The 12414-nt window shown below is 38.3% G+C and carries 12 protein-coding genes and 1 riboswitch; of the genes, 10 read left to right on the top strand and 2 right to left on the bottom strand.

Annotated features, from left to right (window positions below):
* Positions 1-2: 2 nt before the first annotated feature.
* The 4 genes from ccsB to LAV82_RS03535 all read left to right on the top strand — a co-directional run bounded on the left by ccsB (position 3) and on the right by LAV82_RS03535 (position 4878).
* Positions 3-1181: a c-type cytochrome biogenesis protein CcsB gene (ccsB, locus tag LAV82_RS03550; protein ID WP_499715667.1), complete on the top strand. Its 1179-nt coding sequence runs from the start codon at positions 3-5 to the stop codon at positions 1179-1181.
* A gap of 349 nt (positions 1182-1530) precedes the next feature.
* Positions 1531-2247, top strand: coding sequence for a response regulator transcription factor (locus LAV82_RS03545; RefSeq protein WP_013059051.1), 717 nt, complete (start codon positions 1531-1533; stop codon positions 2245-2247).
* On the top strand, positions 2247-4019 hold the full coding sequence (locus tag LAV82_RS03540; RefSeq protein ID WP_499715666.1) for an ATP-binding protein: 1773 nt from the start codon (positions 2247-2249) through the stop codon (positions 4017-4019). Before LAV82_RS03545 ends, LAV82_RS03540 begins: the two co-directional genes overlap by 1 nt.
* A gap of 169 nt (positions 4020-4188) precedes the next feature.
* Entirely contained in the window at positions 4189-4878 is a 690-nt protein-coding gene (locus tag LAV82_RS03535; protein ID WP_057273992.1) for a peptidoglycan DD-metalloendopeptidase family protein, read from the top strand.
* A gap of 31 nt (positions 4879-4909) precedes the next feature.
* Here LAV82_RS03535 and serA read toward each other — a convergent pair whose 3' ends face one another.
* The gene (serA, locus tag LAV82_RS03530) at positions 4910-6484 is read right to left on the bottom strand and encodes a phosphoglycerate dehydrogenase (RefSeq protein ID WP_055992936.1); all 1575 of its coding nucleotides are present in this window, start codon (positions 6482-6484) and stop codon (positions 4910-4912) included.
* Positions 6485-6782: 298 nt separating this feature from the next.
* Positions 6783-6925, top strand: a riboswitch (FMN riboswitch).
* Between the two features lie 154 nt (positions 6926-7079).
* Here serA and LAV82_RS03525 point away from each other — a divergent pair.
* The gene (locus LAV82_RS03525) at positions 7080-7655 is read left to right on the top strand and encodes an ECF transporter S component (protein WP_013059047.1); all 576 of its coding nucleotides are present in this window, start codon (positions 7080-7082) and stop codon (positions 7653-7655) included.
* Between the two features lie 78 nt (positions 7656-7733).
* On the opposite strand, the gene LAV82_RS03520 is transcribed toward LAV82_RS03525, so the two are convergent.
* Positions 7734-7982, bottom strand: a complete 249-nt coding sequence (locus LAV82_RS03520) for a ferredoxin (protein WP_013059046.1) — start codon at positions 7980-7982, stop codon at positions 7734-7736.
* Positions 7983-8239: 257 nt separating this feature from the next.
* Here LAV82_RS03520 and LAV82_RS03515 point away from each other — a divergent pair, with 257 nt between their 5' ends.
* The 5 genes from LAV82_RS03515 (at position 8240) to LAV82_RS03495 (ending at position 12408) form a co-directional block, all read left to right on the top strand.
* A complete protein-coding gene (locus tag LAV82_RS03515; RefSeq protein WP_211077330.1) occupies positions 8240-9289 on the top strand; it encodes a YpbB family protein in 1050 nt (349 codons plus the stop codon).
* 23 nt (positions 9290-9312) lie between these two features.
* The gene (locus tag LAV82_RS03510) at positions 9313-10830 is read left to right on the top strand and encodes a RecQ family ATP-dependent DNA helicase (protein ID WP_098279061.1); all 1518 of its coding nucleotides are present in this window, start codon (positions 9313-9315) and stop codon (positions 10828-10830) included.
* Complete coding sequence (locus tag LAV82_RS03505) at positions 10830-11435, top strand: CPBP family intramembrane glutamic endopeptidase (RefSeq protein WP_499715665.1); 606 nt, start codon at positions 10830-10832, stop codon at positions 11433-11435. Before LAV82_RS03510 ends, LAV82_RS03505 begins: the two co-directional genes overlap by 1 nt.
* A gap of 91 nt (positions 11436-11526) precedes the next feature.
* Positions 11527-11979: a DUF2663 family protein gene (locus tag LAV82_RS03500; RefSeq protein ID WP_029320381.1), complete on the top strand. Its 453-nt coding sequence runs from the start codon at positions 11527-11529 to the stop codon at positions 11977-11979.
* 54 nt (positions 11980-12033) lie between these two features.
* On the top strand, positions 12034-12408 hold the full coding sequence (locus LAV82_RS03495) for a hypothetical protein (protein WP_499715664.1): 375 nt from the start codon (positions 12034-12036) through the stop codon (positions 12406-12408).
* Positions 12409-12414 lie beyond the last annotated feature (6 nt).

Here is a 12414-nt window from a genome sequence, read left to right as displayed (position 1 = left end):
GCATGGATTACGCGAGTATAAGTAGTAATTTACTGTATGTGGCGTTTATTGCTTATTTAGTTGCAACCTTTTTTTTCGGAGGAGCTATTCGAGATAAGCGAGCAGCTCAAAAGAAAACAAAGTGGGCAACGTTTGGAATTGCGGTTACCATCATCGGCTTTATTGCACAGATTGGCTACTTTATTACAAGGTGGATTGCATCAGGCCACGCTCCTGTTAGTAATTTATTTGAATTTACGACGTTTTTTGGCATGATGCTTGTTGGCGCATTTATTGTTATTTACTTTATTTATCGTCTTAGCATGCTTGGACTGTTTGCATTGCCGGTGGCTCTTTTGATCATTGCTTATGCAAGCATGTTTCCAACTGAAATTACGCCGCTGATACCGGCTCTCCAAACGAATTGGCTGCATATTCACGTTACAACTGCTGCTACGGGTGAAGCCGTGCTTTCCATTAGCTTTGTTGCAGGATTGATTTATTTAATCAAAACGATTGACCAATCCAAGCGAAATAAAAAAGCATTTTGGCTGGAATTCATCCTGTATACGCTTATTAGTACGCTTGGGTTTGTAGCGGTGACGCTGGCTTTTAATGCGGCTCACTACGAGTCATCATTTAATTGGGTTAATAAAAGTGGAGAACAAGAGCAAGTCGTATATCATATGGTTCCGCTAGTGGGGCCGCATCAAAGTGAGTGGACAGACGGGAACGATATACAGCCGCTTATTGATATGCCCGCTATTATCAATGCTAAAAAATTAAATACGGTTATTTGGTCGTTAGCCGGTGGCTTTGTCTTATATTGGCTGATTCGTATTATTTTACGGAAGCGAATTGGAGCCGCGCTGCAGCCGCTTGTGAAGCAGGTAAACAGCGACTTGCTTGATGAAGTAAGCTACAGAGCAGTGGCGATTGGATTTCCTATTTTTACACTAGGAGCACTTATTTTCGCTATGATTTGGGCTCAGATGGCCTGGACGCGCTTTTGGGGGTGGGACCCTAAAGAGGTGTGGGCGCTGATCACCTTTTTATTTTACGCCGCTTTTCTTCATCTTCGGCTGTCTAAAGGTTGGCACGGTGAAAAATCAGCTTGGCTGGCAGTTGGCGGGTTTGCCATCATTATGTTCAACTTAGTTGCTGTGAACCTAATTATTGCAGGTTTACATTCATATGCGTAACCTTTAGAAATAGAATAGAGGCTGAAACAAAGATATTTTAGTTGAAGGAAGATCCGAACGAATGAGATTCTTGATGGAGAATCTCATTCGTTCGGATTTTTTCATTGAGATGGTGAACGTAGGGTTCATGTATGTAGGTGCTTATAGCCGTGGAACAAGCGATCCCTACTAGCTTCTTTATTTTATTTATTCAGCTGTAGATTGCATGGATTTCGTTGCGTCTCAGCTTCTTTTGGGTAAAAAAAGCTGTTTTTTGTAAAGGTGTTCACGAATTGTCACATTGTTTGGGTATCATAAGTAGAACTCGCCGGTTTTTTTTTGTACACTAAGACTAGGAGGTTGAAAATACATGCAAAACGAACAAAGATTACTGCTAGTAGACGATGAAGATCGCATTAGACGATTGTTAAAAATGTACTTAGAAAAAGAAGGATACATCATTGAAGAAGCAGCCGATGGGCATGAAGCAATCGAAAAAGCGTTACACATAGATTATGATTTGATTGTATTAGATTTAATGATGCCCGGCATAGACGGTATTGAGGTTTGTAAACAAATTCGGGAGAAAAAAGCAACTCCTATTATCATGCTTACAGCTAAAGGGGAAGAAGTAAACAGAGTCCAAGGGTTTGAAGTAGGTACAGATGATTATATCGTTAAGCCGTTTAGCCCAAGAGAAGTGGTTCTTCGCGTAAAAGCACTGCTTCGACGTTCTTCTCAAGCAACGTTTATTCAACCAGAAACGAGCGTGAAAAATCTTATTGTCTTTGATCACTTAACGATTGATAATGATGCACATCGCGTTACAGCAGACGGAAAAGAAGTTAACTTAACTCCAAAAGAATATGAATTATTATGCTATCTCGCAAAAACGCCAGATAAAGTATATGACAGAGAGCAGCTGCTGCGTGAAGTATGGCATTATGATTTCTTTGGAGATCTTCGTACGGTAGATACGCACGTCAAGCGTTTGCGTGAAAAGTTAAATCGTGTATCGTCACAAGCGGCGAAAATGATTGTAACCGTTTGGGGAGTAGGGTATAAATTTGAGGTTGAAAATAACTGATGTTTTGGAGAAGTGTAGTTGGTAAACTATGGTTTACTATCCTATTGCTCGTCACGCTTGTTTTATTTATTTTGACCATTTTACTGCTTCAGTTTTTTGAAAATTATCATGTTGTAGATGCAGAAAACCGTTTAACTAAAACGGCTGCTAAAATCTCTACCATTGTGCAGGAAACGGACGATGAAAAACTAGGACTATCGATTGCTCGTGAACTTGCAGACCAAGCAAGTGTAGTTATTGTTCAAGACAAAGATTTTTATTGGCATTCCACACATCCTGATAAAGAAAATAAGAAAGCTATTTCGGCCATTGTTAAACAAAACGATCAGCTAAATCAAGTGGTTGAAAAAGGTAAAGTAATACGGGAAAAAATGTACATGACTACAAAGAAAGACACGAGTGATGAGCCTTTAATGTTTGTTGTCGGTGTACCTTTAATGAAAGATAACAAACCAACAGGCGGCGTTTATTTGTATCAATCTCTTTCTGAAATTGAAGAACCCGCTCAATATACGACTAAGTTCATTTTATTGGCTGCAGGTATTGCTATTATTTTAACTACTATCTTTGCTTTTTTCTTATCCACTCGAATTACAGCGCCTCTTAGAAAAATGAGGCAGGCGGCATTTGAAGTAACAAAAGGCAACTTTGATACAAAAGTACCTATTTTAACTCACGATGAAATTGGAGAGTTAGCGATTGCTTTTAATCAAATGGGCAGGCAGTTAAAGTTTAACCTCAATGCGCTCAATCAGGAAAAAGAGCAGCTTTCAAGTATTTTAAGCAGTATGGCAGACGGTGTTATTACGTTTAGTAGAGACGGATCGATTTTAATTACCAATCCCCCAGCGGAGCATTTTCTTCAGACTTGGTATTACGAGCAGGATGTCAACAATCAGCAGGTCCCTGAGCTTCCAGCAAACGTCGTCCATTTGTTTCAAACGGTAGTAGAGACTGAAACGGAGCGAAGTGCAGAATTGAAAATTCAAGGGAAAACGTGGGTCATTTTAATGTCACCGCTCTATAATCAAACGAAAATTCGCGGTGCTGTAGCTGTACTACGTGATATGTCTGAAGAGCGTAAACTTGATAAATCGAGAAAAGATTTTATTGCAAACGTGTCTCATGAATTGCGTACACCTATTTCTATGCTTCAAGGTTATAGTGAAGCTATTATTGACGATATTGCAAGTACGGATGAAGAAAAGAAAGAAATTGCACAGGTGATTTATGATGAATCACTCCGTATGGGCCGGCTTGTAAATGAACTTTTAGATTTGGCGCGAATGGAAGCGGGACATGTGCAGCTTCACTTAGAATCTGTAGCAATGGTTGAATTTACAGAACGTGTTTTGCGTAAGTTTCAAGGGTTAGCTAAAGAAAAACATATTAAACTGTCTCTTAATGGAAAAATAGAAGATGAATTTGAAGCGATGATTGATTCAGACCGTATGGAACAAGTGCTGACAAACTTAATTGATAATGCCATTCGTCATACGGATGACTACGGAGAAGTAAAGCTGCATCTTGATAAAAGTCAATCCGAAATCCATCTTTCTGTTCAAGATACAGGAGCAGGCATTCCGAAAGAAGATCTTCCATTTGTATTTGAACGATTTTATAAAGCGGATAAAGCCAGAACAAGAGGGAAGTCAGGAACTGGTCTTGGGCTTGCAATCGCCAAAAATATTGTGGAGGCACATCAAGGGATCATTGCGGTTGAAAGTGGATTAAATGAAGGAACAACTTTCTTTATTAAACTGCCAAAGTAAGCACATGCTAAATAACAGTTTGTTCGGCTGAAATAATAAGAATAGCAAAGAGATGTGATTCAGTGGAAAATCACATCTCTTTATTTTTTCTATAAACAAGTCTAAAAGAGAAGGAATTGGCATATAGTATGTTTTGTGTGCAATGATCTACATAGGAGGTTCTTTCTTCATGATTGACGTGTTAAGAAGAATATTGGTTGTATTAGTAATGGGATTGTGTATAGGTCTTTTATTTTTGGGCGGGCAAATGGTAAAAGCAGAAGAGAAGCAGTGGGAGTGGCCGGTTGAAGGAGTCTTAACTGATATATTTGGTTCTCGTCACGCCAAACACTTTGGAATTGATATAGCAGCACCTGTTGGTACACAGGTGTATGCTGTTGCAAAAGGAGTGGTGAGCCGCTCTTACTATTCAAATACATACGGACAGGTTGTTTTTATCAAACAAACAAATGGATACGAAACGGTCTATGCTCATCTAGAGGAACGTTTTGTTGCAGAAGGAAATCGTGTAGCCGCAGGTCAAAACATTGGACGAGTTGGCAATACAGGGCGATCTTCAGGTGCACATTTGCATTTTGAAGTTCATCAAGGAAGTTGGAATCCGGATAAAACCAATGCAGTAAACCCACTTGCCAAATTGGACAAGCAAAAACTATCGGCATACGTAAAAAGCGATTTAGCTGCCACGGTTTTTCAGCAGTTACATCAGACTTCTGATAACTGTATTCTTATCCATCAAGGAGATACATTATCTGAGCTCGCAGTCAAATATGAAGTAGATATTGATCAGCTAAGAAAGTGGAATCATTTAGAAAATACGATGTTAAATGCAGGACAAGTGTTAAAGATAAGTCCATAAAAAAAGAGCCGCTAAGGCTCTTTTTTTAATGTCACAATTCAATACGCTGTATGGTCACAATTTCGCTTGTTTGTTTTAACGAGGAAATGACAGAATCATCTAAAAGTTTATCAAACGTAAGCATCATAATGGCTTCTCCGCCTTTTTGCTTACGGCCCACTTGCATGGTAGCAATGTTAATACGTAAATCTCCAAGTACTTTCCCTACATTTCCAATAACTCCGGGCTGATCACTGTGACGGATATAAAGAAGATGTCCTTCCGGATAAAAATCAATATCAAACGAATCAATATTAATAATTCGAGGTCCATAGCCTGCTATATAGGTGCCCGTAATGGTAAATATACGCTGTTCCCCTGTTACGGTAACGTCAATCATATTGGAATATCCTTGCGTATCTTCCGATGTTTTTTCACCAAATGTAATTCCTCGTTCTTTGGCAATCATAGAAGCATTGACTTCATTAACAGGTGAGTCGATCCGATGAGTTAAAAAGCCTGATAACAAGCTCCGTGTAATATAAGTGGTTTCCAAATCCGTCACTGTACCTCCGTAGGAGATAGAGATATGCTGAACAGGTTCTCGCATGCATTGAGATAAAATGGCTCCCATTTGTTTAGTAAGGCTCGTAAACGGCTGAATTTTTTCAAAAACTTCTTTAGAAAGCGTTGGCAAATTAATGGATGAGCTTACAGGATTACCTTCTAGAAAACGCAGAACATCATGTGCCACGTCCTCAGCAACGTTAAGCTGGGCTTCTTTTGTAGAAGCTCCTAAATGGGGAGTTGTAATAACTTGATCAAAATGTAACAAAGGGTTATCAATCGGCGGCTCAACTTCAAATACGTCAATAGCTGCACCTTGAACATGGCCAATTTCTAAATAATGAACTAAGGCTTTTTCATCAATGATTCCGCCGCGCGCGCAGTTTAATAAAAACACACCCTTCTTTGTTTTGGCTAATGTGTCATGATTGAGCAATCCCTTTGTTTCTTTCGTAAGCGGAGTGTGCACGGTAATTACATCCGCTGCTGCTAGTAATTCATCCAGGGATAATAGTTCTACTCCTAGCTTTTCAGCTCGGGAAGAGGTTAAAAAAGGATCGTAAACGTGAACGCTCATATTGAAGGCTTTTGCGCGTTTGGCAAGTTCTGAGCCAATTCGTCCAAATCCGATAATGCCCAGGTGTTTGCGGTTAAGCTCTGTTCCAACAAATGCTGAGCGGTTCCATTCGCGCGCTTTAACTGAAGCATTTCCTTGGGGGATATGACGAAACAAGCTAGCCATCATAGCAAATGTATGTTCCGCCGTTGAAATGGTATTTCCGTTCGGTGCGTTAATAACGACAACCCCTCGTTTGGTTGAGGCTTCAATATCAATATTATCGACCCCTACTCCAGCGCGAGCAACAATTTTTAAATTCGGCATTTTTGCCAGCAAATCCTCTGTAACCGTCGTAGCACTCCGTACTAAAAGCGCATCGTACGTATGCAAATCATTCTCAACTTCTTCAACTTTTTTTCGCGTAAGATTCACATGAGGAGCTTCAAGTAGTGGAGCAAGACCTTCATTGCTAATTGAATCAGCTACTAACACATTATACATGACGTGAACATCTCCCTTGGATTTTACTATCATCAAATATTTGATAATTTACCATGTTAAAAAAATTCTGTCAATTGTATTTTTCAAACTTTACGATTAGTTATCAAATACACAATTATAAACGTAAATTGGAACTATAAATATGTCATAATGCTGTTGGTTATGCACTTATTTACTTATTTTACATATAAAAACAGTAATGAAGTTTATAAAAGACATCAATTTAATAGGAATTAAAAAACTTCTTTATTTACTTTTAATTCGAGATAACATATAATAAATTCATAATTAAATATTGGTCTATCTTCGGGGCAGGGTGAAATTCCCGACCGGCGGTAAAAAACAAATTGTTTTGAGCCCGCGAGCTTATATGTAATACATACGAGCAGATTTGGTGAAACTCCAAAGCCGACAGTACAGTCTGGATGGGAGAAGGTGGAGGTTCAGCGTTCAAAACCTAATGTGATGAACGTTTATTAAATATGCCTGCCATGTCTCCTCTCAACGAATCATTTGTTGGGAGGTTTTTGCGTGGGGATATAAAGTTGAACCTTTCTTCTTTGAAGAGTGGATCACAAAGAAGGAGAGAGGCAAGATGCAACAAAGTAAGAAAACTCAAAAGCTGGTTGTACTAGGAATGTTAAGTAGTATTGCTTATATTTTAATGATGATTAACTTTCCAATTCCTGGATTACCTCCGTTTTTAACAATTGATTTTAGCGAAATTCCTGCACTCGTAGCAGCACTTGTATTCGGACCGATGGCTGCTGTTATAGTAGAAGGAATAAAAAATTTATTGAATTATTTAATTCAAGGAAGTGCTACAGGGGTTCCAGTTGGTCAAGTGGCGAACTTTGTGGCTGGTTTACTGTTCGTTCTTCCTGTATCATACATGTTCAACCGATTTAAAACGGCTAAAGGCGTAACGATAGGTTTGGTTACGGGTACGGTGGTAATGACGGTACTCATGGCTGTCTTAAATTATTATGTCTTCTTGCCAGCGTATACAATCTTCTTACAATCGCCAGAAATGTCTAGTGAACAAGCACGTCAATATATCGTTGCAGGTATTTTGCCGTTTAACTTAATAAAAGGAGCAGCAACAGGGGTTATCTTTGTCTTATTGTTTTCAAAAATGAAGCAATGGATCACGCGTCGCATTGCTGTTTAATTCAATCGCTCTCCCGGGGAGAGCGATTTTTATATATAAAAAAACCTGCAGCATGTACACTACAGGTTTGCTCAATACTTATTCGAATTTATTAGCATCGCCTTCGAATTTTTCATCCGCTACGCGAATTGAATCCGTAGGGCAGCCTTCCATTGCATCCATCATATCATCTTCTAGATCTTCTGGAATTTCTACTACACCTTGGTTATCATCTAATGTTACGAATGCAATACCTTCATCATCATAATCATAAATGTCTGGTGCTGCTGCTCCGCAAGCGCCGCATGCGATGCAAGTATCTTTATCAACAATTGTATATTTTGGCATAACAAGACCTCCTGTAAAGTGTTCGAAAATTTCTCATTATATAATCTCTTCGCGAATCAAGAGTGAAATTTCTCCTTATTCATTGTAAAATGATTTATAAAACTTTTCAATAGAAAAGTCACTGAGAATGCTTATCAAATCAAGGTTTCTTCACTTACCCAAACGTTTTGATACATAAAGGAAAGAGCTAAAAAGCCTTTATCTCACATGCTATTGGTCACTTTTGGTACAATGAATGAGAAAGGAAGTTGACACCTTTGAATTATATTCAAGTTAGCATTTTATTTTGTATAAAACAGTTAAAAGGTGAGCGAACCGCCTATGGTATTTATCATTTATTAACAGGTAAAAAGTCAGCTCAAACGATTCAAGACGGAAAAATTTTTAGAATTTCGTTTCTTTTTCAGTCATTTGTTTACTTAGATAAACGGTCTTTTGAAACCTGCGTTGCATATTTAAAAGAACAGCAGTATATTGAAGAAACTGAAAATCAAAAGTATGTGATGACAGATAAGGGACAAGCACGCCTTGAAGATGAACTGACGGCTCGACCCTTTCATCCAGCTTTAGACGGATGGAAATTCGCAAGCAGTACTCAATTATTTTTAGCAAGAATCACTTTGTTCATTCAGACCTTATCAAACCTACAGTATTTTCAAAAAGGGTTTTTACCCATTTCCAAAAATCCTGAGGTTATTCAATGGGTCAAAACGTATATTATGTCTCAAAAGCAAACGCGTCAAGAGTTAGCGGCCGAGCTATTCGAAGAGCTCCGAACGTGCTTGAAAGGTTGTACGGAACGGGACGCGTCTCTTTTTGTTTTGCAATTGACTGGATACCAAAGAGTAGGCTTTACAAAAAATCAGTTAGCATATCAATATGAACTCGATGAGCATTATGTTCATATTCAACTTTTAGGGGTTATTCACCATATCATTGAAAAAGTGAGTAAAAATAATGAAAGCTTTCATGTACTTTCTTCTTTTTTACGTGATCTATATTTAGAATTGCCTTTGACAAGCTCGACGTTAAAAACGTATAGCTGGCTTCAAAAAGGCAAGACGCTTGAAGAAATTGCTTATATAAGGCGTTTAAAAGAAAGTACAATTGAAGATCATATTGCAGAATTAGCTCTGTTTGTTCCATCTTTTTCAATCGATGCATACGTATCGCCTAAGCAGCAGGAAGAAATTGTCTCAGCCTTTGAAGGTTTGCGTACAAATAAATTAAAGGTGATAAAGGAAGAAGTAAAAGACGACGTTACCTATTTTCAGATTCGTCTCGTATTAGCAAAACATTTTACCTGATACTAAAAAAAGTGGTGTTTGATGTGAAGATAGAACAACTTCTACAGAAACAATTTGGCTATAGCCAATTTCGACTAGGACAAAAAGAGATTATTCAAGATATTTTAACGGGTCATAATGTGTTAGCGGTTCTTCCTACAGGAACAGGAAAATCATTGTGCTATCAGCTCCCAGCTTATTTGTTGAACCGACCGGTGCTGATTGTATCTCCTTTAATTTCACTGATGGAAGATCAAGTTCAACAACTAAAGGCAAGCGGAGAAAAGCGAGTTATTGCCTTAAATAGTTTCCTACAACAAGAAGAAAAACAACGAGCGCTAAAAAATTTAGCTTTTTATCGTTTTATTTATGCATCTCCTGAAATTTTGCAAAATGCTGTTGTAGTAGAAGCATTAAAGCAGGCAAAGGTAGGCCTTTTCGTTGTGGACGAGGCGCACTGTATTTCTCAGTGGGGACATGATTTTCGTTTAGATTATCTACAGCTAGGAGATATATGGAAGGAACTTGGCAGTCCGCTATGTCTGGCATTAACGGGAACTGCGACTAGGGAAGTAGTGGAAGATATTAAGCGCTACTTATCGCTTCCTGCTGTCAACGAGCACATCTATTCCATGAATCGAAGTAATATTGCGATGAAAGTTGATTTTGTTGCAAGTATTGAAGAAAAAAAAGAGAAGTTACTGATGTACGTTAGTGAACTGCAAGGTCCGGGAATTATCTATTGTTCCAGCCGATCTTGGACAGAAGCATTAACACAGCTTCTAAAGGAAAATGGGATACAGCGAGTGCAGTATTACCATGGGGGAATGGAACCGAATGAAAGAATGCTTGTTCAACAGCAATTTTTAGAAAATCAGCTTGATATCATTTGCTGCACAAGTGCATTTGGAATGGGGGTTAACAAATCGAATGTTCGCTTTGTTATTCATTTTCATACACCTACGCAGCTGGAAGCATATGTACAGGAAATTGGAAGAAGTGGACGCGATCAGCGAAACAGTATTGCGATCTTGCTTTATGCTGAAGGAGATGATGATTTTGCTCATTCTTTACTTGAAATTGAGCTTCCTTCTTCAGATACCATCTTATACTGCTTGTCGTATTTACGAAACCATGATCAGGCCATTCCTTTAAAACAAGTAGAGTCTCACTTTCTTTATACAGTGGGTGTTCAAGAAACACATTGGCGATTTATTCGTTATTATTTGTACAGAGAAAATGCAGTGGAAAATGAACATGTTGAACCCTGGAAAATTCCTGAATCGCTGCATGAAACGATTGTTACAGCTGTAAATAAACGTCTTCGAAACAAACATGACAAGTATCGTGCGATGAAGGGGTTTATTGAGACAAAAGAATGCCGTCGTCACGTGCTGCTTGGCTATTTCGATGAAACGGGAAAATCAGAGCTTGAGAATTGTTGCGATTGCTGCGGCTTGGATTTAGAAAACTATAAAAAAACAAATGGTGAGCAGGAGCAATGGACATTTCAAGGCTGGGAATTAGAATTAGCTCGTTTGCTTCGTCAAGGAGAGATATAATGGCAAAATCACAGCAAGAGCTTATTTCATCCATGACAGATGCAGAGCTAGTTAAAAATTTATATGTAACACAGCTGCTCATCTGCTTCATTGCTTTAGGCATCGGTTTTTTTACATTCGATTCGTGGAATTCCTTTTTACAGTTTTTTCAGCTGGATTGGTCTTCTATTTTATTGTACGGGGGAGGAACAGCTCTCTTGGTAGTAGGAGGAGATATACTTCTAATGAAATGCGTACCTGAGCATTTATACGATGACGGAGGGATCAATGAACGTTTATTTGCTAATCGTTCTGTTCCTCATCTGGTCCTTATTTGCCTAATCGTTGCATGTTCAGAAGAAATACTATTTCGAGGGGTTATACAAGTTCAGTTTGGCCTTTTTTGGGCGAGTATCGTATTTGCACTCGTTCACATTCGATATTTAAAAAAGTGGTTTCTTTTTATTTCGGTTGTGTTTTTAAGCTTTTTAATAGGGTTACTTTTTTGGTGGACTGAAAATTTGTATGTCACGATTTTTACTCATTTTCTCATTGATTTTTTATTAGGCCTGCAGATACGAAAATTAAAAGGGGAATCTGCACAGCCAGAAGAACTAATGCAGTAAAGGGTAAGGAAACAGCCATTATTTTCAGTGCTACCCACATAATCTTTTATGTTCCCTCATATGTTGTACTAGCATACGAGGGGGTGGAATGATGGAAAACAAAGTGATAGACTTTGAAAGCGATGAAACACTTCAATATATATTAGCGAGCGTTATTAAAAGAAAAGAGACAGTCAATAAGCTGAAAGCTAAAGAGAAAAAATGGAAGCTTTTGTTTTTAGCCAGTGTAACGGCTGTTATTAGCTACTTTTTTTTCATATTTCAAAGCGGGTTTTTTACGACGTTTAGCGAATTTTTTTCATTTTTGTTAGGCAACATGGGGCATTTGATGTTTCTATTGCTTACCGTCTCACTTTACTTTTATACTGTACAGCTGCGGAAAAAAAGCGAGAAAGCAGAAAAGACTTTTCAAGATTTGCGCTGTGAGATTATTAAAAGAAGCAAAGAGTTATGGGCGACGCCTGAAACATGGGAGCACCGAAAAGAAACGTTCCGCTGGATGCAGTCAACCTATGGAATTAATTTATATCATGAAAACAAATAGAATCGCATGAAAAAGCCTCTTTTTACATAGAAGTTTAGTGAAGGGGGTTTTTTTGTGAGGGATTGGTTTAACTTGCTGGCTGCGTGGTTATGCAGTTATTATATCAGCAGTTTAACGGCTGTAGGCTCAAAAGCTTCGTTAACCTATTTACTTATTCAAATGATTTTACATCCGTTAGATGTGTTTAGTGTTATAATCTTGTTTTTTACGGCTCTTTTTTGTCTGTCGGCGGCAGTTCGTAAAGTGTTTCTGCAAAGTCGGTTGCTTCTAAAAGGCTATAAGGTAAAATGGCATGAATACCTTGTTTCATGTCTATGTGTGATAGGAATTTTATCGTTAAGTGCAATTGCGCTTTATCAAGTAGTAGGTTTGTTAACAATTGCGATAATTTATGCCCTTTCTTCTTTAACAGAAACACACCGGACATAAAATGAA

The organism is Bacillus sp. ILBB4, from assembly GCF_035064545.1.
Taxonomy (GTDB): domain Bacteria; phylum Bacillota; class Bacilli; order Bacillales; family Bacillaceae_H; genus Priestia.
Note: the sequence above shows the minus strand (reverse complement) of the source record. Positions and strands in the feature narration are given on the sequence as shown.